22 protein-coding genes, 1 tRNA gene and 1 pseudogene are annotated in these 24,059 nt (G+C 68.5%); 14 read left to right on the forward strand and 10 right to left on the reverse strand.

All coding sequences use genetic code 11. The features are described from left to right. Positions 1-59: 59 nt before the first annotated feature. Positions 60-296, forward strand: a complete 237-nt coding sequence (locus NH2_RS29870) for a cold-shock protein (protein ID WP_067655762.1) — start codon at positions 60-62, stop codon at positions 294-296. Here NH2_RS29870 and pabB read toward each other — a convergent pair. Continuing rightward, positions 293-2,467 (reverse strand): aminodeoxychorismate synthase component I, encoded by a 2,175-nt coding sequence (gene pabB / locus NH2_RS17410; protein WP_067654873.1) that lies wholly within the window; start codon positions 2,465-2,467, stop codon positions 293-295. The two genes, NH2_RS29870 and pabB, sit on opposite strands and share 4 nt — an antisense overlap. An 88-nt stretch (positions 2,468-2,555) precedes the next feature. On the opposite strand from pabB, the gene NH2_RS17415 reads away from it, so the two are divergent. From NH2_RS17415 to NH2_RS17455, 9 genes are all read left to right on the forward strand, one after another. After that, complete coding sequence (locus tag NH2_RS17415; protein ID WP_067654876.1) at positions 2,556-3,608, forward strand: phosphotransferase family protein; 1,053 nt, start codon at positions 2,556-2,558, stop codon at positions 3,606-3,608. Between the two features lie 132 nt (positions 3,609-3,740). After that, the gene (locus NH2_RS17420) at positions 3,741-4,871 is read left to right on the forward strand and encodes an NDMA-dependent alcohol dehydrogenase (RefSeq protein WP_067654879.1); all 1,131 of its coding nucleotides are present in this window, start codon (positions 3,741-3,743) and stop codon (positions 4,869-4,871) included. 43 nt (positions 4,872-4,914) lie between these two features. Then, on the forward strand, positions 4,915-5,748 hold the full coding sequence (locus tag NH2_RS17425; RefSeq protein ID WP_067654882.1) for a serine hydrolase domain-containing protein: 834 nt from the start codon (positions 4,915-4,917) through the stop codon (positions 5,746-5,748). 96 nt (positions 5,749-5,844) lie between these two features. Beyond that, positions 5,845-6,375, forward strand: a complete 531-nt coding sequence (locus NH2_RS17430) for a DUF3145 domain-containing protein (protein ID WP_067655765.1) — start codon at positions 5,845-5,847, stop codon at positions 6,373-6,375. Positions 6,376-6,486: 111 nt separating this feature from the next. Continuing rightward, positions 6,487-7,821 (forward strand): ATP-binding protein, encoded by a 1,335-nt coding sequence (locus NH2_RS17435; protein ID WP_067654885.1) that lies wholly within the window; start codon positions 6,487-6,489, stop codon positions 7,819-7,821. Continuing rightward, positions 7,818-10,739, forward strand: a complete 2,922-nt coding sequence (locus tag NH2_RS17440; protein WP_067654888.1) for an ATP-binding protein — start codon at positions 7,818-7,820, stop codon at positions 10,737-10,739. Before NH2_RS17435 ends, NH2_RS17440 begins: the two co-directional genes overlap by 4 nt. 5 nt (positions 10,740-10,744) lie before the next feature. After that, positions 10,745-12,262: a pentapeptide repeat-containing protein gene (locus tag NH2_RS17445; RefSeq protein WP_245650648.1), complete on the forward strand. Its 1,518-nt coding sequence runs from the start codon at positions 10,745-10,747 to the stop codon at positions 12,260-12,262. 335 nt (positions 12,263-12,597) lie between these two features. Then, the gene (locus NH2_RS17450; protein ID WP_067654894.1) at positions 12,598-13,188 is read left to right on the forward strand and encodes an amidase family protein; all 591 of its coding nucleotides are present in this window, start codon (positions 12,598-12,600) and stop codon (positions 13,186-13,188) included. Next, positions 13,148-13,519, forward strand: a complete 372-nt coding sequence (locus tag NH2_RS17455; RefSeq protein WP_067654897.1) for a hypothetical protein — start codon at positions 13,148-13,150, stop codon at positions 13,517-13,519. The genes NH2_RS17450 and NH2_RS17455 overlap by 41 nt, the downstream gene beginning before the upstream one ends. Before the next feature lie 120 nt (positions 13,520-13,639). Here NH2_RS17455 and NH2_RS17460 read toward each other — a convergent pair. The 5 genes and pseudogenes from NH2_RS17460 to NH2_RS17480 form a co-directional block, all read right to left on the reverse strand. Continuing rightward, positions 13,640-14,038 (reverse strand): annotated as a pseudogene (locus NH2_RS17460) (type II toxin-antitoxin system RelE family toxin); the annotation flags it as partial. A 32-nt stretch (positions 14,039-14,070) separates the two neighbouring features. Continuing rightward, entirely contained in the window at positions 14,071-14,379 is a 309-nt protein-coding gene (locus NH2_RS17465) for a prevent-host-death family protein (protein WP_067654900.1), read from the reverse strand. Between the two features lie 102 nt (positions 14,380-14,481). Then, a complete protein-coding gene (locus tag NH2_RS17470; protein ID WP_067654902.1) occupies positions 14,482-15,321 on the reverse strand; it encodes a helix-turn-helix domain-containing protein in 840 nt (279 codons plus the stop codon). Beyond that, the gene (locus NH2_RS17475; protein WP_067654905.1) at positions 15,318-15,833 is read right to left on the reverse strand and encodes a DUF6879 family protein; all 516 of its coding nucleotides are present in this window, start codon (positions 15,831-15,833) and stop codon (positions 15,318-15,320) included. Before NH2_RS17475 ends, NH2_RS17470 begins: the two co-directional genes overlap by 4 nt. Further along, positions 15,811-16,140, reverse strand: coding sequence for a hypothetical protein (locus NH2_RS17480; RefSeq protein WP_067654908.1), 330 nt, complete (start codon positions 16,138-16,140; stop codon positions 15,811-15,813). The genes NH2_RS17475 and NH2_RS17480 overlap by 23 nt, the downstream gene beginning before the upstream one ends. A gap of 260 nt (positions 16,141-16,400) precedes the next feature. Between NH2_RS17480 and NH2_RS29875 the strand changes: the two genes are divergently transcribed. Beyond that, positions 16,401-16,745 carry a hypothetical protein gene (locus NH2_RS29875; RefSeq protein ID WP_245650619.1) on the forward strand — a complete coding sequence of 115 codons (345 nt, stop codon included), beginning with the start codon at positions 16,401-16,403 and terminating at the stop codon, positions 16,743-16,745. A 40-nt stretch (positions 16,746-16,785) separates the two neighbouring features. Here the strand turns inward: NH2_RS29875 and NH2_RS17490 are convergent. From NH2_RS17490 to NH2_RS17505, 4 genes are all read right to left on the reverse strand, one after another. Continuing rightward, positions 16,786-16,857, reverse strand: a tRNA-Val gene (locus NH2_RS17490). A gap of 35 nt (positions 16,858-16,892) precedes the next feature. Then, a complete protein-coding gene (locus tag NH2_RS17495; protein ID WP_067654914.1) occupies positions 16,893-17,357 on the reverse strand; it encodes a peroxiredoxin in 465 nt (154 codons plus the stop codon). Positions 17,358-17,428: 71 nt separating this feature from the next. Next, positions 17,429-17,851: a DUF3052 domain-containing protein gene (locus tag NH2_RS17500; RefSeq protein ID WP_067654917.1), complete on the reverse strand. Its 423-nt coding sequence runs from the start codon at positions 17,849-17,851 to the stop codon at positions 17,429-17,431. A 118-nt stretch (positions 17,852-17,969) separates the two neighbouring features. Continuing rightward, positions 17,970-18,482 carry an Rv2240c family protein gene (locus tag NH2_RS17505; RefSeq protein ID WP_245650620.1) on the reverse strand — a complete coding sequence of 171 codons (513 nt, stop codon included), beginning with the start codon at positions 18,480-18,482 and terminating at the stop codon, positions 17,970-17,972. Between the two features lie 252 nt (positions 18,483-18,734). Between NH2_RS17505 and aceE the strand changes: the two genes are divergently transcribed. The 3 genes from aceE (at position 18,735) to NH2_RS17520 (ending at position 23,998) form a co-directional block, all read left to right on the forward strand. Continuing rightward, complete coding sequence (gene aceE / locus NH2_RS17510; RefSeq protein WP_067654922.1) at positions 18,735-21,593, forward strand: pyruvate dehydrogenase (acetyl-transferring), homodimeric type; 2,859 nt, start codon at positions 18,735-18,737, stop codon at positions 21,591-21,593. A gap of 60 nt (positions 21,594-21,653) precedes the next feature. Then, positions 21,654-22,955, forward strand: coding sequence for a PucR family transcriptional regulator (locus tag NH2_RS17515; RefSeq protein WP_174552847.1), 1,302 nt, complete (start codon positions 21,654-21,656; stop codon positions 22,953-22,955). 128 nt (positions 22,956-23,083) lie between these two features. Continuing rightward, the gene (locus NH2_RS17520) at positions 23,084-23,998 is read left to right on the forward strand and encodes an ACP S-malonyltransferase (protein WP_067654928.1); all 915 of its coding nucleotides are present in this window, start codon (positions 23,084-23,086) and stop codon (positions 23,996-23,998) included. The last annotated feature ends 61 nt before the right edge of the window (positions 23,999-24,059 follow it).

Here is a 24,059-nt window from a genome sequence, read left to right on the forward strand (position 1 = left end):
AGTACGGTGGCTGCGGATTCGCCGAGGTTCAGGAGATCAGCATCGTGGCCAGCCCCGCCCTGTCGCCCGCGCCCGTCAGCCAGGTAGAGCGGTGCAGCGGGGTGGTGAGCTGGTTCGATGCCGCGAAGGGGTTCGGGTTCCTGGTCGCGGATGACGACCCGGTGCCGGTCTTCGTGGCGTACACCGGGATCGAGGGGCCCGGCTACCGCACGCTGCACGCCGGGCAGGTGGTCACCTTCGAGCGCACCGTCGGGCCGCGCGGCCCCGAAGCGGGCGCGGTCCGCGCCGCGAGTTAACCGCGGACCGGCGCCGGGGCGAGCGCACGGTACGTCGCCGCCGCCTTGAGCACCATCTCCAGGTACTCCGCCCCCGGATCGGAGCCGAGCACGATGGCGCCGCCCGCGCCGATCCGCCACCCACCCCCGGTGCGCACCGCGGTGCGGATGACGATGTTCAGATCCGCGGTCCCGGAGACGTCCAGGTACCCGATGGTGCCGGAGTAGACGCCGCGCGCCTCGGTCTCCAGCTCGTCGATGATCTCCATGGTGCGCAGCTTGGGCGCCCCGGTCATCGAACCGCCGGGGAAGCAGGCGCGCAGCACGTCCACCGGCCCCGCGTCCGGCCGCAGCGTCCCGCGCACCGTGGAGACCAGCTGGTGCAGCGTGGAGTACGACTCCACCGCCATGAGCTCGGGCACGTGCACGCTGCCGATCTCGCAGACCCGGCCCAGGTCGTTGCGGAGCAGGTCGACGATCATCAGGTTCTCGGCGCGGGTCTTCGGGTCGCCCGCCAGCTCGCGGCGCAGCAGGTCGTCCTCGGCCTGGGTCGCCCCGCGCGGCGCGGTGCCCTTGATCGGCTTGCTCTCCACCGCCCCGGTGCGGTCGATGCGCAGGAACCGCTCCGGCGACGAGCAGGCGATCTCCAGCTCGCCGAAGCGCAGGTAGGCAGCGTACGGCGCCGGATTGCAGCGGCGGAGGGTGCGGTAGAGCGCGAGGCCGTCGCGGTCGTCGGGCACGCGCGCGGCGTCGGTCAGGCAGATCTCGTAGGATTCGCCCGCGTGCAGCCGCTCCCGGCACACCGCGATATCGGCCAGGTAGCGCTCGCGGCCGCGGCCGAGCAGCGGGGCGATGGCGGCGGGGTCGGCCGGGATGCTCAGCGGGGCCGGGTTGCTCCAGGTGGGCAGCGTGCGCAGCGCCGCCTCGGTGCCGGAGAGCCAGGTGGTGCTCTCGTCGCCGCCGTCGTCGAGCGCGAGCAGGTGGGTGCGGGCGGCGACGTGGTCGACCACCACCATGCGGTCGGCGAAGATCCACTGCGCGTCCGGCGTCTCGGCCGTGTGCGCCGCGTTCCCCCCGCACTCCGCCTTCATCTCGTAGCCGAGGTAGCCGACGTACCCGCAGGCGAAATCGAACGGCAGCGGCGGGCGCCGCACCTCCGAACGGCGGCGCAGCTCGCTCGCCAGGTACTCCAGCACGCTGCCCGGCACGTACCGCACCCCCGCGGCGGACTCCACCCGCACCGCGCCCGCCCCCACCCGGTACCGCACCACCTCGGCCAGCGGGCCGCTCGCGTCGCCGAGGAAGGAGAAGCGGTCCAGGCCCGGCTCGACGTGCTCGCTGTCCAGCCAGAAGGCGGTGGGGGAGTCGGCGTAGAGCCGGTGGAAGATCGCCTCGGTATCGATGGCGCGGGGAATCGCGATGTGCCGCAGGGTGTATCGCGGACGGTGCGGGTCCGCCGAGGCGCGCGGCGCGGCGCGATCGGCGGTCGGCGCGGGCGGTCGCGCTGCGGCGTCCGGCGCCGGGCGATCGCCGGCGGGCGCGCACCGGCCGCCGGCGGAACCACGCCCGCCGCCTCCCCGCACCGCACCTCCGCGCCGCGCGGAAACCCCTTCCCGCCGCGTCAATTCGGCGAAATTGCGCACCAGCGCGGCCCCGAACTCACTCGACACCGACTCCGGATGGAATTGCACCCCCCACTGCGGCCGATCCAGCCGCCGTACCCCCATGACCACCCCGTCGGAGCTCCGCGCCGTCACCGCGAGCGACCCGGGCAACGGCTCGAGCGCCGCCAGCGAGTGGTACCGGATCACGGTGAAATCCGCGGGCAGCCCGGTGAAGAGCCCCGCCCCGTCGTGCGCCAGCCGATCCGGCGACCCGTGCCGCGGCAGCGGCGCCGCCGCGACCACTCCGCCCGCGTCGACCACGATCCCCTGATGCCCGAGGCAGACCCCGAGCAGCGGCAGCCGGGCCTCCCGGATCACCGCCGCCGAGATCCCGACGTCCCGCGCGACATCCGGCCGCCCCGGCCCCGGCGAGATCACGATGTTGTCGAACCGCTCCAGCTCCAGCTCCGCGACAGTGCTGACCGCGTCGTTGCGCACTACGACCGGCGGCACGCCGTTCACCGCACCGAGCAACTGGTGCAGGTTGTAGGTGAACGAGTCGTAGTTGTCGATCAGGAGCGTGCGCATCGTGCCCCGAACCCTACGCCGAGCAGCACCGGAGCAACTGATTCCGCGCGCCTTCAGTTGTCCGGCGGAGCTAGGGCAGAATGTCGGCATGTCTGTAGCGCAACCGGCCGACGTGAAACGTGATGTCGTCGACTTCGCGGTCGTCGGCGAGTGGATGGAAGAGCGGGGCCTGCCCGGCGGGCCGTTCGAGGACGTGGCGGCGCTCGGCGGCGGCACCCAGAACATCATGCTGAAGTTCCGCCGCGGCGGCCGCGAGTACGTGCTGCGCCGCGGCCCCGAGCACCTGCGCTCCAAGTCCAACGAGGTGATCCGCCGCGAGGCCAGGCTGCTCGCCGCGCTGAACGGCACCGACGTCCGCGCGCCGCGGGTGATCGCCGCCAACCCGGACGAGACCCTGATCGGCGCCGTCTTCTACCTGATGGAGCCGATCACCGGCTTCAACCCGCAGACCGAACTCCCCGAGCCGCACGCCAGCGACCCCGAGCTCCGCCGGGGCATGGGACTCTCCGCGGTCGAGGCCATCGCCCGGCTCGGCGCGCTCGACTACCGCGAACTCGGCCTCGAGGACTACGGCCGCCCGGACGGCTTCCTGGAGCGCCAGGTGCCGCGCTGGCTCGGCGAGCTGGAGTCGTATACGCAGAACGAGGGGTACCCCGGGCCCCGGATCCCCGGCGTCGAGGCGGTCGGCGACTGGCTGGAGCGCAACCGCCCCGCCGAGTGGACGCCCGGCATCCTGCACGGCGACTGCCACCTCGCGAACATCATGTTCTCCTACGACGGCCCCGAGGTCGCCGCGCTGGTCGACTGGGAGATGTCGACCATCGGCGACCCGCTGCTCGACCTGGGCTGGCAGCTCGCCACCCGCCCGGAGCCGGGCACCACCGGCGCCGCGCTGGTCGGGCTGCTCGGCGCGGCGGGCGGGCTGCCGAGCGCGGCCGAGATGGTCGAGCACTACGGCCGCTTCTCCAGCCGCGACCTGCGCGCCGTCGACTGGTACACCGTGCTCGCCTGTTTCAAGCTCGGCATCGTGCTCGAGGGCACGCACGCCCGCGCCTTCGCGGGCAAGGCGGCCACGCAGGTCGGCGACTTCCTGCACGCCATCACCCTCGAACTTTTCGAGCGGGCGCAGCGGCTGATGTAGTACTGCAACGTGTTCAGCCGATCGACCGATCTTCGGCAGGCGAATTTCGCGACAACACTAGAACGTGTTCCAATCTTCTCGTAGTGTAAGGACTGTCACAGTCAGCCATGCGCATGCGAGAGGTCGACGCGAATGAAGACGAAGGGCGCGATCCTGTGGGGGATCGACGAGCCGTGGTCGGTGGAGGAGATCGAGGTCGGTGACCCGGTCGCCAGCGAGGTGCAGATCCAGCTGGAGACAGCGGGGATGTGCCACTCCGACCACCACATCGTGACCGGCGCGACACCGATGCCGTCCTTCCCGGTGATGGGCGGCCACGAGGGCGCGGGCGTGATCACCAAGGTCGGCCCGAACGTCCCCGGCGACCTGGCCGTCGGCGACCACGTGGTGCTCTCCTTCATCCCCGCCTGCGGCCGCTGTCCGGCCTGCGTGAGCGGCAATATGGCGCTCTGCGACCTCGGCATGGGGCTGCTCATGGGCCAGGCCATCAGCGACGGCACCTACCGCATCCAGGCGCGCGGGCAGAACGTCATCCCCATGTGCCTGCTCGGCACCTTCTCGCCCTACATGACGGTGCACCACACCTCGGTGGTGAAGATCGACCCGACCGTCCCGTTCGAGGTCGCCTGCCTGGTCGGCTGCGGCGTGCCCACCGGCTTCGGCTCGTCCACGCACGTGGCGAACGTGATGCCGGGCGAGACCGTGGTGATCGCGGGCATCGGCGGCGTCGGCATGAGCGCGCTGCAGGGCGCGGTGCTCGCCGGCGCGTCCAAGGTGGTCGCCATCGACCCGAACCCGTGGAAGCGCGAGCAGGCGCAGAAGTTCGGCGCCACGCACGCCTACGCCAGCATGGCCGAGGCGATCGTCCCGCTCATGGAGGCCACCGAGGGCCGGATGGCGGAGAAGGTCGTGCTCACCATGGGCGAGATGCACGGCGACTACATCGAGGAGGGGCTCACCCTCACCGGCAAGGCAGGCACCGTCGTGGTCACCTCGATGGGCCGGATGGACGCCTTCGACGTCAAGCTGAACAGCTTCCTGCTCTCCATGCTGCAGAAGACCGTCAAGGGCTGCATCTTCGGCGGCGGCAACGCCCGCCAGGACATCCCCGCGCTGCTCCGGCTCTACAAGTCCGGCCAGCTCAACCTGGACGACATGGTGACTCGCAGCTACCGGCTGGAGGACATCAACCAGGGCTATCAGGACATGCTGGACGGCAAGAACATCCGGGGCATCATCAAGTACTCGGACGCCGATCGCTGATCGCCGCCGCTCCGGACCGGCCGCTTCCCCTAGGCTCGGTGGCGTGCGCGCCTTCGAGGAACTACGGAACTGGCCGGTCGGGAATGCCGCTGCGGGGGTCGTCACGGCCGGCGGATCGCCGACGACCACCGGTGCCGCGGATCACGTCTTCCGCCTCGCCTCGGTGACGAAACCCCTGGTGGCGTACGCGGTTCTGATTGCGATAGAGGAGGGCGCGCTCGAGCTCGACCAGCCGGCCGGTCCGCCCGGCGCCACCGTGCGGCACCTGCTCGCGCACACCTCCGGCCTCGCCTTCAACAGTCGCGAGGTGGTCGCTGAACCGGGCGCCAAGCGGATCTACTCCAGCGCCGGTTTCGAGCTGCTCGCCGAGCTGGTCGAGGCCGAGAGCGGGATCGCCTTCCCGGAGTACCTGCGGGAGGCGGTTTTCGAACCGCTCGGTATGGTTCACTCGGCGCTGGACGGCCCGGCCGGGCACGGCGCCACCTCCTCGGTGGCCGACCTGATCCGGTTCGCTGCTGAGTTGCTGGACCCCGCCCTGATCTCCGCGGAGACCCACGGCGCGGCGACCACCGTGCAGTTCCCCGGGCTCGACGGCATCCTCCCCGGCTACGGCAGGCAGCGCCCCAACGACTGGGGACTCGGTTTCGAAATCCGCGACGGGAAGTCCCCGCACTGGACCGGGAGCACGAATTCCGGCCGCTCGTACGGTCATTTCGGCCAGTCGGGGACCTTTCTGTGGGTGGACCCGGAAATTCGGGTGGCGTGCGTCGCGCTGAGCGACGAGAATTTCGGGGACTGGGCTCGGGGGGCCTGGCCCGCGTTCAGCGACGCGGTGATCGCCGAGAAGTCACTCGCGACCAACACGGGGGTCGAGTAACACGTGTAACTCCGAGCACTCCAGTACACTCGGGCAACGCCAGCTTCGTCGGGCCGTTGGGGAAGACGTCCCTCGTCGAAGCTGGAGGTGTCAATGGTGCGCGCATCGAGTCAGTTCTCTGATGCGACGGCGGGCGTGGTCTACATCCACTCCTCGCCTGCCGCGCTGTGCCCGCACGTCGAGTGGGCCCTGACCTCGGCGCTCGGCGCCCCCGCCAAGCTCACCTGGACCGGTCAGCCCGCCGCCGCGGGCCAGCTCCGCGCCACCAGTGACTGGGTCGGCCCGGTCGGCACCGCCGCCCGGATCGCCCGGTCGCTGCGCGACTGGCCGGTGCTGCGCTTCGAGGTGACCGAGGATCCGAGCGACGGCGTCGACGGCGAGCGCTACAGCTTCGTCCCCGGGCTCGGGCTGTGGCACGGCAGCACCAGCGCCAACGGCGACGTCCAGGTCGGTGAGATGCGGCTGCGCTCGATGCTCGACGCGGCCCGCGAGATCGGGCGGTACTACGACCTCTCCGCCGAGATCGAGCGCGCGCTCGGCACCGCGTGGGACGAGGAGCTCGAGGCGTTCCGGGGTGGGTACGAGGGCGGTGCCGAGGTCACCTGGCTGCGCCGGGAGGTGGGTTGAGTATCGATTGAAAGTGGCCCTGCTGCAGGCACGTGTACCGTTCTCGTGGTCGAGCCGCTTTCGGTCGAACAGCCGATATCGCAGCAGATTGCGGCACGGTAAGTTCGCCGGATGGACCCGCAGACGCAGCCCTCCATCTACCGTGAGCATGTTCGGTGGCTGTGGCGGCGTATCGCCGCGGCACCGATCCCGGACCTGCTGATCACCGGGGCGGTGGACAGTGGTAAATCGACGTTCTTCCGTGAACTCGTGGCGAAGCAGCCGCATGCGGGCAAGCAGGTCGTCTACCGGTACTGGGACCTTCTCCGGACGCCGCGCGCCCGCACCGGCGACGGCTTTCGCGCGCAACTCGCCAAATCGCTCGCACTCACGGCGATCGGCTCGATCGACACGCACCTGGACAACCTTTCGCACCTTCTGAACACCGGCTATCCCGACCAAAGGGTGGTCCTGGTACTTGATCACTGGGACGATGCCCAGGAGAACTACGCCACATGTGTGGATATCGAGGCGCTGGAGGATCTTCACGAATTCGTGCGGACTTCGCAGCACGACGTCGATGACGGGGTGACGGCTCGGCTCGGGCTGATCATGGTGACGAGGTTTCCCGACACCGGCATGTTCTTGAACTACGTCTACCGGAACCGTGGCCAGAAGCCCGGTTTGGTTCGGATATCCGGACACGCCGAACGACTGTTCACGAATGTTCACCCGTTCCCCTTCCTCGGGTGGCGGGAGAGCAAGGAACTGGTCGCTGGTCTCGGGGCCCACGATGTCGACGGCATCGTGGCGGCATGCGGTGGTTGGGTGGGGCTCCTGGCAATTGCCGCGCAGAAGGCGACATCGGGTGCAGGCGCTGTATCGGCGGACGAACTGGATCTGACGGCGGACATCTTTCATCTGCTGAACAAAACATTGCTGGCCGGTATCGCAGCGAGTCGTGAGTGTGACCACGCTCAGGCGTGGGTGCATGTGATTCGCGATATAGCACAGGGGGCAGATCCGCAGGCCAAGTACGCTCTGCCCGTCGTCGAGGACGCTCCGGTTCACCACGGGTTGGACCGCCTGCCCCGCGCGCTGCGCGAGTATCTGTCGCCGGAACCGCTGCTTGTGGTCGATTCCGATGGCCTCGAATCCGTGCTCGCTATATCGGGGGAGACAACTGCCGACGCGCTGTTCCCGATCGTCGAAGCGGTGCGGCAACGGTTCGGGATCGCGGTCGGTGGGGTCCGCTGGTGGCGACCGGCCGATGGCCCGGTCCCCCTCGACGACCCGCGCGTTCGGCTCGTGGTCCTGTCGGACCGCGCTGGGTCGACGGTGGCCGATGCGGAGGTGTCAACCGACGTCACGGTGCTGCCGCCCGGCCTTGCAGTCGCCGAAAGCCGGCTGGTGGGTTCGCATTCGAGCGCGGCCGACATCACCGTCGACGAGGGGGCGTCCCAGTGATCGACCACCCACTGCCGATAGCGATGCCGTCCGAGATCGATACTTTCCAACTGCAGCGGGCGCCGCGCAAGAAGTCGCCGCTCTATCTCACGGCTGACCGAGGTGGGCCGTTCGTCGTCATGAATCAATCACTCGGCGCGTACGACGTGGCCGGATCCCGGCTGGTGCTTGTAGAGACAATGAGTTCGGTGTTTCACAACTCGGTATGGCAGCAGGAAGGTGACTCGAACAAGCGCATAGAAACCGCTGCCGTAGCGGAATTCCTGTCGCAGCGAATCAACAGGTTGAAGTCGCGGACTCTGCCTTCCGATATTGCCGGAGAGATATTCACAAGCTGCGACGGACTCTGGCAGCCGATCCCGGTCGAACGAAATGAGGGTGCTCTTCTGATCGGAGAGCTGACGAAGAGGTTCGTGCACTGCGAACCCGTCCCCCATGTTGTCGTCGCGATCTCGGGTGGTCCGGGAAACACTGTCACGGTCGAGTACTGGCCAGCGCGCGCGCTATCCTATTCGCTGGAATCCTGCGTAGACTCCGTGCTGCACGCACTCTTCACTCTAGGGTGGATGAAGCAACTGCAGATAATCATGACCCCACGCCCCGTGGTGCTGGAGTTGGCGAGCGTCTCGCTCGACGACGCCGCGCACCACACGCTGCGAATGGCGCGAACCCTCCTCATCGACAGTCCGGCGGACGAGGCCGGACGCGCCGATTCGGTCCGGCTCATTCAGCAGATGCTTATGGATCCGTGGGAAGAAGACCGCCCCTCGTGGCTCGCACGCACCTACCGCCCGTCCTTCGATCTGATGATCGAGATGCGGCAGGGCAAGCCGACTGCAGCAGCACTGGTGGCCGAGCATCTGGTGTCCAGGGCCTGCGACCCCGTCTTGGCGGACGCGGAATCGACCGACCTGCATTCGACCAGCCACCAGTTCGCCATGGCTATCACCTGTTTTCTGCACACGCATGTTGCTGCACACTCCATGACGAACCCGCGGGTGACGTCTCGGATATGCAATCTGATCCACGAGTGGATAAACCGGGAGCGAACCCGACCGTACCAACCGCGATACGCCTTGGACTGCCGGAATCTGCCGCCCTTCGCGCTGGATCGCCTCGACGCCATCGTGCGGTACGCTCCCTGGCTGGAGTATTACGTCGAGCGGAGGCCACGAGGACGGTTTCTGACTGTCCGCCTGTCGGACGACGACGTGGTCAAGACTCTCGCGCTGATCCGGCCGCGTAACTCCGTCATCAGGGTTTCCAGCCGCCCCGGTGCCTACACCTCGTATCGTCGGAAGTTCATCGATGTCGGCCCCGACATGCTCACCACGCATTTCGAGTTGCCAGAACAGCTTGCGAAGCTCGCGCAGAATTCGCCCACTCTCGTCAACGATCTGGCGAGGGTGTGCGAAAAACTGTTCATCTCACCCTCCGATGCGCGAGCGGCGACCCAGGTTCTGGACGATGTTCCCGGTATCTCCGTGCTGATCGACCGATATGCAGAGGTCGCCGAAGCGGAGCGATCGGGCCTCGGCGAGATCACCGTGTTGATCGATCATCCGCCGGGCATGGCCTCGAGACCGGTCCTGGTCAACACCAGCCAGAGTTCACGGGCCGTCGCCGAAATCTGCGGACTGACGGTCGAGCTGGCGGAATTCACCCTGGACATCGAGCGAGCGGCAAAGTTCGCCACGTCTCCGCTGCCGATCGGTGCCGCGTCGGCGGTCGACCCGGCCCTGACGCTGACCGTGGCCGGTGCCGTTGAACAGATCCCGAACGAGGTGCGATCGTCCGTGGCGAGGGGGACAAGCTGCGATAAGGAGATGGTTGATCTCGAACTATTTCGCGGGCGCCGCGACCAATTGATCAGACTGTCCGGGACGATGCGCCCCGATGTGACGCTGCGCCAGCCTATGGCGATCTTCGGCCCACGTCGAGCCGGCAAGACCACTCTGGCTGTTCATGCCTGTCGCCGCGGCGTCCAGAACGGGGCGCTGAGCGGATACTGCGTCATCGATATGTTTTCGGGGCCGGACGGCACACGGACGGAAGGCTACGTTGAGCGGCTGGCCGAGGTCGTCGCACGGCGGGTCGCTGCCGAGATCGCCGTCGAGATCGACACCGTGCGCTCCGATCCGATCGAGGTGCTGCGCCAACTCGATGCCGCCTTGGAAGGCTCCCCGCCGTTCGGAATCGTCTTCGATGAGTTCGACATCCTCCTGGTCGCCGAACCGGAATCTGATCTGCGGAGACTGGTGTCGCGCCTGGGAAAGCTGCGGTGGAAGAATTTGGTGGTCATCGGAACGGTGCAGCGGTTTCACCGATCCGCCGCCGAGCTCGAGGCGTGGGAATTCGTCGAGTGCCGCGAAGACTTGAGTTGGCGCGACGGCTTGACTTACTTCTGCCCGCCGCTGACCCGCTGCGAAACGAGTGGAGGCGGGCACATCGACCTCAATGCGCCAGTTGTCCTGCCGCGTCTGTTCCAAGATCAGATCTTTTCTAGAATCGGACTGCGACCCTATTTCTGGGGCCGCCTGCGCGCACAGCTGGAGAACTATTTCGCGGCCGACGAAGGTTACGCGGTAGTTGACCAGGAACTCATTCAGCATGTCCTGGACAACATCGTCACCGCTGATCCTTTTCTCATGCTTCCGCTGCAATCCTCGGCAGGGCTCTCCTGGGAAGAATGCCGCTTGAAAGACCTGTTCACAGAGGATGAGAAGAGTGTCCTCTCGGTGTTCGCGCACTCGCGCCGCCACAGTATTCCGCTGGCGGAGTTTGCGGACCGGGAATCGATTTTCTCCCTCGAGGATCGCGGCTACCTACGGCGCGAAGGCAAGCAGACCGCGCTTGCCGTGCCGATATTCGGAGAGTTTCTCGTCGCACACGCCGCGAGCTTTGGTTCGGCGAGTTGACCATCGTGATTGCCGGAGGGTGCGCGCAGTTCGGTTGTCGTGCCGACATCGTCGACGGGGAGCGCTGCGTTCAGCACCGGGGGGAGCAGGCGTGGGAATCGTTCTTGCGTCGGATCGGTTCGGGGCTCCCGCTGAACGAGTTACGCGGGTGTACTGTCGACGCCGACGCAATGGCGCAGGTGCTGGCATCGCTCGATCGCCGCGGGAAACTGCACATCGCCGGTGCGGACTTCACAGGCACCACGTTTTCGGCCGACGTAATCTTCAAGGACGTCGAGTTCTCGAAGCCGGCCTTATTCACGGGAGCGAAGTTTCTCGGCTCGCTGAAATTCGATGACGTCAGGTTCGGCGCAGAGGCCCGATTCGATGGAGTGCGAATCGGAGGTGAACTCCGTTTCGAGAACGTACTCGTAACGGGCGAGTTCCGAGCAGACGAGGTGATACACGTGGGAGCCGGCTCCGTCGCGAACGGGTTGACCTGCGAGAAGGACTTTCGCATCGAAGGACTGTCCTGCGGGGGTGGAGTCGAGGTCGATAGAAGCATCTTCTCCGCCGACGCCGACTGGGGTGTGGTCGAGGCCGGTTCGCTCACCTGTTCCGCGCACTTCCGTTCCAGGCTTCTGGTCCGGACTCGCTCGCGCACGGTGGATTTCACCCGAAGCCGCTTCGATCAGGGCATCTCCCTGACGGTGGAATCGGGTGACGCGATCCTCGATCGTGTTACTTTCGGTGCGGCAAGCACGGTTGCCGGGACCGGGGACGACGCGGTTGCGGCTGTGGTATCGCTGGTCGATGTCGATATCTCGGACTTGACGTTGCGCGAGGTCGATGTTTCCAGGTGCGCGTTCGGCCTGGCGCACGGAGTCGACGAAGTCACGGTCGACGGTGTTCGATTCGGGCGTCCGCGCTATTGCTGGCAAACGCATCGGGCGATCATCGCCGAGGAGCGTGATCCGGCTGCGAGTCCGGCTTCTGTAGCGAGGGTATACAGGTTGCTGCGAAAGGCCTTCGAGTCCTCGAAGGACGAACCCGGCGCCGCGGACTTCTACTATGGCGAAATGCTGATGCGTCGACGGCAGCGGTGGCGCGATATCCGCACGGCCGGAAGCGGTGGTCGGTTGTCGAGCTTTGTGGAGTACTCGTTGCTGCTCGGTTATGGGGTGATCTCCGGGTTCGGTCTGCGGGCCGGACGAGCGCTGACCGCTTTCCTGAGTCTAGTGATGGTCGCCGCGGCACTCCTCGCCGCGCGTGGCTTTCCCGCGGGAAAGACCGCCTATGCGCCGATTGGAACGGATGCGCGGGGTTATCTCATCTATGCCCCGGTCCCGCCGGCACCCGATGGATTCTGGTCCAACGCCGGCCGAGCGATCCGATTGGCCGCGCAATCGTCGGTGTCTCTGCTGCAGACGCCGGCTCAGCCCTTGACACCCGTTGGCGAGTGGGTCGTGCTGGTCTGTAGATTTGCCGGGCCGATCATCGCCGGGCTCGCGATTCTCGCCGTACACAACAAACTCCGTCGCTGAACTTCGGGCGGCAAGTCCGGCGATATTGTGTGGGGAACCGGGTCCAGCCCGGAACACCGGGTGCGGGTGAAGTACTTGCTCGACAGCATCGTCGGGCGCGGGGCCCGTCTCGATAGGAGTGATGACCGTGACGCCGCCGATCGTCACGGGGCCCGGCCCAGGCCGACCGAGCTACGTCGACATGTGAATTCATCTCGGCAAACCCGACCGCCCGAGGCAGCGGGCGGACCCGCGGAGGCCCGGAGTACGACTCCGGGGTTCGTTCGTCCCCCTAAATACTGGGGAGTGGAACTGGGCCGACCAGGTCACCCGCCTGCCCGTTCAGCGCCGCCGTCGTGGGGGATGGGTCTCGCCGCGCTCAGCATGCCTCCACCCAGTACCTGCAGTTCAGCCGGGACCGCGCTGTCTACCAGCGCGCCTACAACCGAGTCTTCACCGAGAACGGGCTGACCGCCATCGTGCTGCCCGCCACCGCCACCGACGGCATGCCCCGTGTCGCCGCCTCCGCGGCGTCGATTCTCGGTGCCGACAAGGTGCCGGTCACCTGGGCCAATTTCTCCGGCGCGCCGGTGATCGCGCTGCCCGCGGGCCGTTCGGCGGCGATCGGCATGCCGTTCGGCCTCCAGCTCGGCAGGGTGCCGTGGGCCGAGGTGGAGCTGCTCGAGATGAGGCTCGCGCTGGAAGCCGCCGCGCCGCACTGGGCCGAGGTGCCGCCGATGGCGCGCAGCCCCCTGCGCATTCCCGAGCTGTCCTTCGTCGCACCGGGTCAGGGCCCCCGACCCCACCAATACCGACGCGGGCACCGCCGCCGCCTGGCCCGACATCGAACGGCTGCTGCGCTCCGGCTCCGGCACCACCTGGCTCAGCGTCCGCACCCCCGGCCACGTGCACACCCGCCCGATCTTCGCCGCCTGGACCGGACGTGAGTTCGTCTTCGCCTCCAACGCGGGCGCCGCCAAGACCCCGCACCTGGACGCCGACGGCAGCGCCTCGCTCGCCATCGACCTGTCGTCGGTGCACCTGGTGGTCGAGGGCCACGCCGCGCGAGTGGTGTCCGGTGCCGGCCTCGCCGCCGCCTCGACCGCATTCCGCGAGGTCTACGACTGGCCCACGACCGTCGCCGGTGACGAACTCGACGCGCCCTACGGTGCGCCCACTTCCGGCGGCCCGCCCTACCGCGTCTACGCCCTCACCCCTGTGCGCGCGTTCGCCTTTCCCACCGCGGACCAGGTGCACCCCACCCGTTTCCGCTGGTGAGGGTATCGCGGAGTCGCCGACGGGGGTTCTATGGTCGCGAGGTGTACTTCGCCCAGCGATCGACGGCCTGTTCGAGATCGAGCGCCACGACCTCGGCGGGAGCCATGCCTACGGTGTGGATCAACCGCTGTGCGAGCCAGTCGGAACGGGTTCCCGCGGCGATTCCGGCGCGACGCCGAAGGACTGGATATTCGCCCCGAGCCGCTCGACCACCACCGCCCCCAGCCTGCTGAACTCCGGCAACCGACCGGCGGCCGCGACGATGCGGGCGGTGGCCTCCGCGTACACCTCGGAGTCGGCGCGGGCCCCGATCGCCCAGACCTCACAGATCTCGATGGTCTGCTGGTCGACGATCCGATACCCGACCCGCCAGGTATTGCGACCGACCACGAGCTTGCGAAACCCTGTCAGTTCACCAACGAGCGGATATCCGGCCTGCGGCGAATCCAGCTGCAGGAAAATCTTTTTCAGAACCTTGGGCACGGCTTCTGGACCGATTTTCCGGAGATCGTCGATCGCCGCATCGGTAAAAGAGGACTTCGATCACCGGCCTAATCGGTGTCCTCGAGTTCGGCGAGCGACTGCCGCGTGTGCCCGAAGGCGCCGAGCACGTCATCGAGCGACGTGCGGTGACCGCTATCGGTCGCGGCCCGGGCGAGCACCAGCGCGAGGTCGCGTAGATCGGACTCCGCGCGATCCAGCTCGGCGAGCCGATCCATCCCGACAACCGCGGCGACCGGCCGATGATGCCGGGTGACCACAAGGTCGGCTCCCCCTTCGGCATCCGCGACCAAGCCGGCGACACCGCGCCGTACGGCGTCGGAGACGCTCAGCTCACGGGAGTTGTGCAGGATGGACACAACCGGAACTGTACGGAAATCTAGCCAGATTCTCGACGCCGAGGAAGGCGGGCGCGGAGGGCGGGATCGAACCCCGACCGCTGATGTCCGAGTCCACCGTGGTCATCCTGTGCTCGTCCGTGCTTCCAGCTCAGACGCGACGAGCATGCGGGCGTCGTCGCCGTAGACGGCTTGCTCGGCGAGCCGCGCGAACACCCTCTCGTATAAAGCGATTTCACGGGGCTGCGTGATGGCGGACTCGGCGGTGATCGTCTCCACCAGCACCTTGCGCGGACCGTAGAGAACGAAGTCGGTGAGGCGGCGGAAATACAGGGCACGCCCCGGCACGACGCCGAAGACCAGGCGCGGCAACTCCATGAGTCCGAGCACGTGGCGAAGTTGCCCGGCCATCACCGCATCGGCACCGACCGTCGTCCTGAGCGCCTGTTCACCGACCAGCAGGCAGAACCGGTGTCGACCTTGCCGGAGCACCCGCTGACGCTCCACCCGAGCCGCCACCGCCGCGTCGAGGTCGCGTTCGGTGCCGAGGAATTCCATGCCCGCAGCCAAAAGGGCGCGGGCGTAGTCGGGGGTCTGCAACAAGCCGTGGAAGACCTGCGGATCGAACCCACGCAGCAGTTCGGCGTGGTCCTCCATCGCGCCGATGCGGCGTTGGTGGGATGCGTAGCCGTGGCCGACGATGCGCCGCCACTCCATCCACGCGGCGGAGATGTTGCGGACGGTGGCGAGCAGGTCGGGTAGCTCGCCCTCGGCACCGGTGATCCGGCACCAAGCGGTGACGTCGTCCTCGGACACCGCCTGCGCGCCGTTCTCGATCCGGGAGACCTTCGCCGGATGCCACCCGGCCTGCTCGGCGAGCTGGTATCCCCGCAAATGGGCCGAGACCCGGAGGCCGCGCAGGCGTGTCCCCAGGTCTCGGCGGGCTTCTCCGGCGTTCGTCACGTGCGGTAGTCGAGGTGCGGGACGGCTTTGGCCCACAGCTCGTCGCGTCGTCGCACATAGTGGGCGGCGATCACCGGATCGGTCGTCGCTGCCCACCCCGGCAGGGTGGAACCGTCGTCAGCGAAGACGGTGAATGCGGCTATGTCGTCACCGAACAGCCACCAATCATCGTCGGGAAGGTCAGTCGGAGCGCTACTGCGGGGCAACCAGCGGATGTCCTCGCCGACGTCCATGTTGGCGGCGGTGGTTCCCACCGAGAACCGGGTGTAGTCGCCGTGCGGCTCGGAGATCACGCGGACCCGCTGCACCGCGCAGCCCGCCCCGGTGACCTCCCGCATCAGTTCGTGCCACCGCGCGCTCGCCGCCGGGTCCTGGTCCTCCCCGACGAGGAACCGCCGTACTCGGTCGGCCTCTCCGGCTACGCCGCTGTAGTCGTCTCTGACTTCGAGATGGAAGGCCCGGCGGTGGGCGCGGAACAGCGCGGCCAGCTCAGCGAACCCGAGGTGTCGCATCGCGGCGACGCTCCGTCCCGATCTCGACCTCCACCGCCGACTCGTGACCGGGCAGCCGAATCTGTTCCAGCGCTTCGGCGTCGGTGACGGTCTTCCCGGTCACGGTGAAGGTCCCGTGCCCGGTGTCGTGCAGCAGCGCACCGAGGCAAGTTCCGGGTTGTAGGTGCCGGATCAGGCGGTGCGGAATCTCGATCGTGTCCGGGCGCTCGGTGCTCCAGCCCTGCACGACGTAGGTTTCCCGGTCGCTGCGGTACAGGGTCGGGCTCTGCCCGTCGGTGCTGTCGCCGCCCAGCCATTCCAGTCTCATGCGGTCCTCCCGTGGTGTGGTGCACCTCCATCATCGGTGCCGCCCCGCTCGCCGGTCGAGGCATTTCGGCGCAATATGGCGCAATTTCCTGTTCGGGCTCAATACCGCACGCATAGCGTCCATTTCGGCCCCGCCGCTGGGTGGACACTGCGCGACCCCCATCCGCGCACCAGCCCGATCCGACCGTGAACCCCGGATCGATCCGGTTTGTCCTCGGCGACGGGTGCCCACCAATGCAGAGGGGGCACGGGGTGGGTGAGTTGATCACGGCGCTGCTGGTCGCGGTGGCGATCGTGGTGGTGGTGCCGGCGCCGCTGGGGATGCTGTCGCGTTGCCTGCCCGATCGGCTGTCGCCGAACCACCGCACGGCCGGGCTCAGCGAGCGCCTCCGGGCGGAAGGGCTGGACGCCGATATGCAATCGCAGTACTGGCCCGCCGGGTGGCCGCACGAACGACCCGAGCACCGCCTGTCGACCGCCGAAGCACACCAGGCGGTGCAGCGGCACCGCGATTGCGACGCCGCCGAGTGCCCGCGCAAGCGGGCCGCGCTGCGAGTGCTGGTCGAGTCGGGGCGGGTAGTGCTCGATCCGCGCCGCCCCTTCTGATTGCGGCCCGGTCATGTTCGATTACCAGCAGGAATGGATGTGGGCGCAGAGGGGATCGAACCCCCGACCGCTGGTGTGTAAAACCAGTGCTCTACCGCTGAGCTATACGCCCCTGGTCCGGCCGGACAAACTGTCCGGCGCGGCGATCTATGAATCTAGCGTGGCCAGCGCTTTCTCCCAAGCCGCCTGGTCACGGGGCTCCCCGGGCCCGTTCATCTCGGCGAACCGAACGATCCCGGCGCGATCGATCACGAAGGTGCCGCGGTTCGGAATCCCGGACTTCTCGTTGAAGACGCCATAGGCGGAAGCCACGGCCCCGTGCGGCCAGAAGTCGGAGAGCAGGGGGAAGGTGTAGCCCTGCTCGGCGGCCCAGATCTTGTGGGTGGGCGGCGGGCCGACGGAGATGGCGAGGATCTCGGCGTCGTCGTTCTGGAACTTGGGCAGCTCGTCCCGCACCCTGCACAGCTCGCCCTGGCAGATGCCGGTGAACGCCAGCGGGTAGAACACGATCAGCACGTTCTTGCGGCCGCGGTAGTCGGCGAGCGAGACGTTCTGGTTGTTCTGGTCCTTCAGCGTGAAGTCCGGCGCGGGTGAGCCCACCTCTAGCGGCATGCGCGAATCCTTCCTGAGGTCCGGTGGGCGCGGACACCCGCCTGCCCCATGGAAAAACCTTAGCGAAGCGGTCAGCGCTGCTTGGAGGGTGCCTTGGGCTGCACCAGCCGGCTGCCGACCCAGGCGCCGAGGCTGATCACGGAGGTCTGGGTGAGGCCGGAGGTGGGCGCTGCCTCGGCGATCTCGCTGGGATCGACGTGGCCGGGCTGGCCGGTCTTGGGGGTGAGCACCCAGATGAAGCCGTCGTCGGCGAGCGGGCTGATGATGTCCATCAGCTCGTCGGCGAGGTCGCCGTCGCCGTCGCGCCACCACAGCAGCACGGCGTCGACCACCTCGTCGGAGTTCTCGTCGACCATCTCGGCGCCGCTGACCTCTTCGACGTCGGCGCGGAGATCGTCGTCGGCGTCCTCGTCCCAGCCCAACTCCTGGACAACCAAGCCGTGGGTAATGCCAAGCTTCTCTGCGAAGTTCTGCGCGTCCGCCGCGGCAACCACGGTGGTGTCCTCCTCAACTCCCGACTACAGATAGCTGCAAGCGAACATGGTTCCGGGCCGCAACGCAAGCCGATCGGCCGAAAAGCCATCGGAATGTCGTACGCGGCGACCGCCGATGTCAGCGCGCGGGGCAGCTGTCCCTGACCGCGTTGCGGGCGTCGTTGACCCGTTTGCTGGCGTCGTTCAGGGCGCCGACGGGGGCGGTGTAGGTCATTCCCCTGGTCGCCCCGGCGAGCGCGCGGGCGGCGTTCACGTACTCGGTGAACTTGCCCGCGAGATCGCCGGGCAACGCGCCCGCGGCCTGGTTGACCCCGGTCTCGACCTGGTTCGCGGCGTCTTCGAGCACCCCGGCGGCCGCGTCCCGTTTCGGCACGTAGTCGGGGGCGTTGGAGTCGTGCGCGTCGACGAACTCGTTGTACTTCGAGACGCCGACGCCGGTGATGCCGGGGAACTGGTTGCAGTTGTCGGCGATCGCCTTGGCCTCGGCGGCGGCCTTCCTGGACGAGGTCGCGGCGGCGGAGGAGGCGGCGGCCTCGGTCTTGTAGGCGGACACCTCGGCCGCGTTCGGCGCCGCGGTGCCGTCCACCCGGTTGCCGCAGCCCGCGACGAGGAGCCCGGTCGCCACTGCCACGGCCGCGCACATCAGTCCGAACCCGCGTGGGTTCCGCATCATCGTCCTCCCCGCTGTCGAGCACTCTGGCGGCAACACCGTCGTTCCCTCTCGAACGTACTGGATTCCCGGCTGGAATGATGACCTGGGACGCACCATCGGCAAGGATGGTTGGTGCGCCCGAACCTTTCGTATCGGGCGGGGCGCCGACCAGCGTGCTCGCCCGGGGAAACAGACGCCATCAGCATGTCCACCCCTGTACGAGGAGCCGATTTGACCGACCTGATCCACTCTTCCGCACCGGCGCGACCCGCCGGAGACGACCGCACCGGGGAACCGGCCGCCGCCGCGGGCACCGACCCCACCGGGTCGGTTCCGCAGTCCGGCCGGGTGCGGGTGATCCGTGAAGGCGTGGCCTCCTACCTACCGGATATCGACCCGGAGGAGACCAGCGAATGGCTCGAGTCGTTCGACCAGATGCTCGACCGGGAGGGGCCGGGCCGCGCCCGCTACCTCATGCTCCGGCTGCTGGAGCGGGCCGGTGAGCGCCGGGTCGCCATCCCCGCGCTGACCTCCACCGACTACGTCAACACCATCCCGACCGAGAACGAGCCCTGGTTCCCCGGCGACGAGGAGGTGGAGCGCCGCTTCCGCGCCTGGATCCGGTGGAACGCCGCGATCATGGTGCACCGCGCGCAGCGCCCGGGCATCGGCGTGGGCGGGCACATCTCCACCTACGCCTCCTCGGCGGCGCTCTACGAGGTGGGCTTCAACCACTTTTTCCGCGGCAAGGACCACCCCGGCGGCGGCGACTCGATCTTCATCCAGGGCCACGCCTCGCCCGGCATCTACGCCCGCGCGTTCCTGGAGGGCAGGCTCTCCACGGACAAGCTGGACGGCTTCCGGCAGGAGTACAGCCACGGCGGCCCCGGCCACGGCCTTCCCTCCTACCCGCACCCGCGGCTGCTCGACAGCTTCTGGGAGTTCCCGACGGTCTCCATGGGGCTGGGGCCGATGAACGCCATCTACCAGGCCCGGTTCAACCACTACCTGCACGACCGCGGCATCAAGGACACCTCCGACCAGCACGTCTGGGCATTCCTCGGCGACGGCGAGATGGACGAGCCGGAATCGCGCGGCCTGGCGCACGTGGCGGCCATGGAGGGGCTGGACAACCTGACCTTCGTGGTGAACTGCAACCTGCAGCGGCTGGACGGCCCGGTCCGCGGCAACGGCAAGATCATCCAGGAGCTGGAGTCGTTCTTCCGCGGCGCGGGCTGGAACGTCATCAAGGTGATCTGGGGCCGGGAGTGGGACGCGCTGCTCGGCGCCGACCGCGACGGCGCGCTGGTGAACCTGATGAACACCACCCCGGACGGCGACTACCAGACCTACAAGGCCAACGACGGCGCCTACGTGCGCGACCACTTCTTCGGCCGCGACCCGCGCACCAAGGCGCTGGTGCAGGATCTCTCCGACCCGGAGATCTGGAACCTCAAGCGCGGCGGCCACGACTACCGCAAGGTCTACGCGGCCTACGCGGCGGCGATGGCGCACCGGGGCCAGCCGACGGTGATCCTGGCCAAGACGATCAAGGGCTACACCCTGGGCAAGCACTTCGAGGGGCGCAACGCCACGCACCAGATGAAGAAGCTGACGCTGCAGGACCTCAAGGACTTCCGCGATCTGCAGCGCATCCCGATCAGCGACGCCGAGCTGGAGAAGGATCCCTACCTGCCGCCCTACTACCACCCGGGCATGGATTCCCGCGAGGTCCAGTACATGCTGGACCGGCGCAAGGCGCTCGGCGGGTTCCTGCCGGAGCGGCGCACCGCGGCGCAGCCGCTGAAGCTCCCCGGCGACGAGGCCTACCGCTCGATCCGCAAGGGCTCCGGCAAGCAGAACGTGGCCACCACCATGGCGCTGGTCCGGCTGATGAAGGAGCTGCTGCGGGATAAGGAGATCGGCAAGCGGATCGTGCCGATCATCCCGGACGAGGCGCGCACCTTCGGCATGGACTCGTGGTTCCCGTCGCTGAAGATCTACAACCGCAACGGCCAGCTCTACACCTCGGTCGACGCCGAGCTGATGCTGGCGTACAAGGAGAGCAGCGTCGGGCAGATCCTGCACGAGGGGATCAACGAGGCGGGCTCGACGGCCTCGTTCACCGCGGCGGGCACCGCGTACGCCACGCACGGCGAGCCGATGATCCCGCTCTACATCTTCTACTCGATGTTCGGTTTCCAGCGCACCGGCGACGGGCTCTGGGCCGCCGCCGATCAGCTGGCCCGCGGCTTCGTGCTCGGCGCCACCGCCGGGCGCACCACGCTGACCGGCGAGGGGTTGCAGCACAACGACGGCCACTCGCTGCTGCTCGCCTCGACCAACCCCGCGGTCGTCTCCTACGACCCGGCCTACGCCTTCGAGATCGCGCACATCGTGCGGGACGGGCTGCGCCGGATGTACGGCGGCACACCGGGGGTGGACGGCTTCGGCGGAGAGAACATCTTCTACTACATCACCCTCTACAACGAGCCCTACCCGCAGCCGCCCGAGCCGGACGGCGTGGACGTGGCGGGGCTGCTCAAGGGCATCTACCGCTACCGCGCCGGGACCGAGGGCGAGCTGCCCGCGCAGATCCTGGTCTCCGGCGTCACGGTGCCCGCGGGGCTGCGCGCGCAGGAGCTGCTGGCGAAGGAGTGGAACGTGCGGGCCGACGTCTGGTCGGTGACGTCGTGGGGCGAGCTGCGCCGGGACGGGCTGGCCAAGGAGATCGCGGCGCTGCGGCACCCGGGCGAGGACCCGGGCGTCCCGTACATCACCGAGGTGCTGGCCGAGGCCGAGGGTCCGGTGGTGGCGGCCTCGGATTGGATGCGGGCGGTGCAGGATCAGATCCGCAAGTGGGTACCCGGCGACTACATCACGCTCGGCACCGACGGTTTCGGCTTCTCCGACACCCGCCCGGCCGCGCGCCGGGTGTTCAATGTGGATGCCGAGTCGATCGCGGTGGCGGTGCTCGCCGGGCTGGCGAAGGCCGGGAAGATCGACGCGGGCACGGCGGCCGAGGCGGCCGCCAAGTACCGCATCGACGACGTCACGGCCGCGCCGGAGGCCGACGTCGACGACGAGTAGCCATCGGAAGCGGCGAAAACGGAAGGGATCGTGGAACGTAAACCACCGCGGCCGAGGCGGATCTCGGACACCTCGTCGGAGCACGAGGTCTACCTGCCGACCGGCGCGCTCTCGCCGAACCGGCAGAACCGGGACCCGCTGCCGGACACGCTGCTCAAGCGGGTCAAGCAGTTCTCCGGCCGGCTCTCCACCGAGGCGGTGGGGTCGATGCAGGACCGGCTGCCGTTCTTCGCCGATCTGGACGCCGCGCAGCGCGCCGGCGTGCAGATGCTGGTGCAGACCGCGGTGGTGAACTTCCTGGAGTGGCTGCAGGACCCGGAGAGCGACATCCGGTTCAGCCTGGACGCCTTCCAGGTGTTCCCGCAGGACCTGGCGCGGCGGCTGACGCTGCGCCAGACCGTCGACATGGTCCGGGTGGCCATGGAGTTCTTCGAGCAGTGGCTGCCCGCGCTGGCCCGCAACGACCGGCAGCTGGTCGCGCTCACCGAGGCGGTGCTCCGGTACGGCCGCGAGCTCGGCTTCGCGGCCGCCTCGGTGTACGCCAGCGCGGCGGAGTCGAGGGGCGCGTGGGACACCCGGCTGGAGGCGCTGGTGGTGGATGCCGTCGTGCGCGGCGACACCGGCCCGGACATGCTCTCCAGGGCCGCCACGCTGAACTGGGACGCCACCGCGCCCGCCACCGTGCTCGTCGGCATCCCGCCGCGCGAGCAGGGCGTCTCGGCGGTGGGCGCGGTGCACACCATCGCCGCGCGGCACGGCAGGGCCGCGCTCGCGGTGGTGCAGGGCACCCGGCTGGTGATGGTGGTCAGCGGGCCGCTCGGCGAGCCGGGGCACGAGACGGCCTTCCTCGGCGACCTGCTGGCCGAGGTCTTCTCCGACGGCCCGGTGGTGATCGGGCCGACCACCCGCACGCTCGGCGCCGCGCACGCCAGCGCGGTGGAGGCGCTGGCCGGGATGGAGGCGGTGGTCGGCTGGCGCGGCGCGCCGCGGCCGGTGCACGCCGCGGAGTTGTTACCGGAACGCGCCTTGTTGGGGGACCGTGCTGCGATCGGGGCGTTGGTCGACTACGTTGTGCTTCCGTTGGCAGCGGCCGGTTCGGCCCTTGCGGACACCCTCGATGCCTACCTCGATTGCGGGGGCGCGGTCGAGACCTGTGCCCGCCAGCTGTACATCCATCCAAATACGGTGCGGTATCGCCTGAAGCGCATCGCGGAAGTCACCGGCCGCGATCCGATGAATTCACGCGATGCCTACGTGCTCCGGATCGCTGCCACAGTGGGTCGTTTGACACGAACTCGTAACGAATCGTCATCAACATCACCAGAAGACACTTCCGCCCCGGTGGGTCCCGACGGACTGTAACGGCCAACCCGCGCCGGTCGATCGGGCCGCTTCACGAGGCCGTTTGTGGGACCCCCACAAAACGAGTCGGAAACCTTCATCGGTGCCGACATCACGTAGTAGGCGCCTCACAGTGTTTTCTTAGGGACGTGATCGCGTTGTTCGCCCCCGGACAGGGGTCCCAGACACCCGGCATCCTCGTGCCCTGGCTCGAGGTGCCCGGCGCCGCCGATCGCCTCGCGCTCTGGAGCAAGGCGGCGGGGCTGGATCTGGTGCGCCTCGGCACCACCGCCACCGCGGAGGAGATCACCGACACCGCGGTGACCCAGCCGCTCGTCGTCGCCGCGGCGCTGCTCGCGTTCGCGGAGATCGACCCGGATTCGCTGCCCGCGGATACCGTCGTGGCCGGGCACTCGGTCGGCGAACTGGCCGCCGCCGCAGTGGCCGGCGTGATCACGCCGGACGAGGCGGTCACCCTGGCCGCGATCCGCGGCGGGGAGATGGCGAAGGCGTGCGCGCTGCAGCCGACCGGGATGTCCGCGGTGCTCGGCGGCGACGAAGCCGCCGTGCTGGCCCGGCTCGCGGAGCTCGACCTGGTTCCGGCCAACCGCAACGCGGCCGGGCAGATCGTGGCCGCCGGTGCGGTGGAGGCGCTCGCGGAGCTCGCCGCCAACCCGCCGGAGAAGGCGCGCGTCCGCGCCCTCCCGGTGGCGGGCGCGTTCCACACCGCGTACATGGCGCCCGCGCAGGACGCCGTGACCGCGGCGGTCGCGAAGATCACACCCGGCGAGCCGGCCCGGACGCTGCTCTCCAACGTCGACGGCCTGCCGGTGGCGTCGGGACAGGATGCCATCGAGAAGCTCGCGGCCCAGGTCACCCGCCCCGTGCGGTGGGATCTGTGCACCGAGACCAGCAGGCGGGCCGGGGTGTCGGCGGTGGCGGAGCTGCCACCGGCCGGAACCCTCGTCGGCATCGCGAAGCGGGAACTGAAGGGGACGCCGACGCTGGCCCTGAAAACCCCCGAAGACCTCCCCGCCTTGGCCGCGCTCACAAGCTCCGGCTAGCTTTCCCCACGGTCGCGCGGCAATCGACACGCGACCGTGACCGGCCCGGACGGTAACCAAA

Source organism: Nocardia harenae NBRC 108248 (genome assembly GCF_001612885.1).
Classification (GTDB): Bacteria; Actinomycetota; Actinomycetes; order Mycobacteriales; family Mycobacteriaceae; genus Nocardia; species Nocardia harenae.

Bases quoted from the DNA above. Each gene is read 5' to 3' on its own strand.
- NH2_RS17475 (WP_067654905.1), bottom strand. From the start codon at position 15,833: ATGCGACACCTCGGGTTCGCTGAGCTGGCCGCGCTGTTCCGCGCCCAC.
- pabB (WP_067654873.1), bottom strand. From the start codon at position 2,467: ATGCGCACGCTCCTGATCGACAACTACGACTCGTTCACCTACAACCTG.
- NH2_RS17420 (WP_067654879.1), top strand. From the start codon at position 3,741: ATGAAGACGAAGGGCGCGATCCTGTGGGGGATCGACGAGCCGTGGTCG.
- NH2_RS17480 (WP_067654908.1), bottom strand. From the start codon at position 16,140: ATGAGACTGGAATGGCTGGGCGGCGACAGCACCGACGGGCAGAGCCCG.
- NH2_RS17495 (WP_067654914.1), bottom strand. From the start codon at position 17,357: ATGCCGCTAGAGGTGGGCTCACCCGCGCCGGACTTCACGCTGAAGGAC.
- NH2_RS17415 (WP_067654876.1), top strand. From the start codon at position 2,556: ATGTCTGTAGCGCAACCGGCCGACGTGAAACGTGATGTCGTCGACTTC.
- NH2_RS17435 (WP_067654885.1), top strand. From the start codon at position 6,487: ATGGACCCGCAGACGCAGCCCTCCATCTACCGTGAGCATGTTCGGTGG.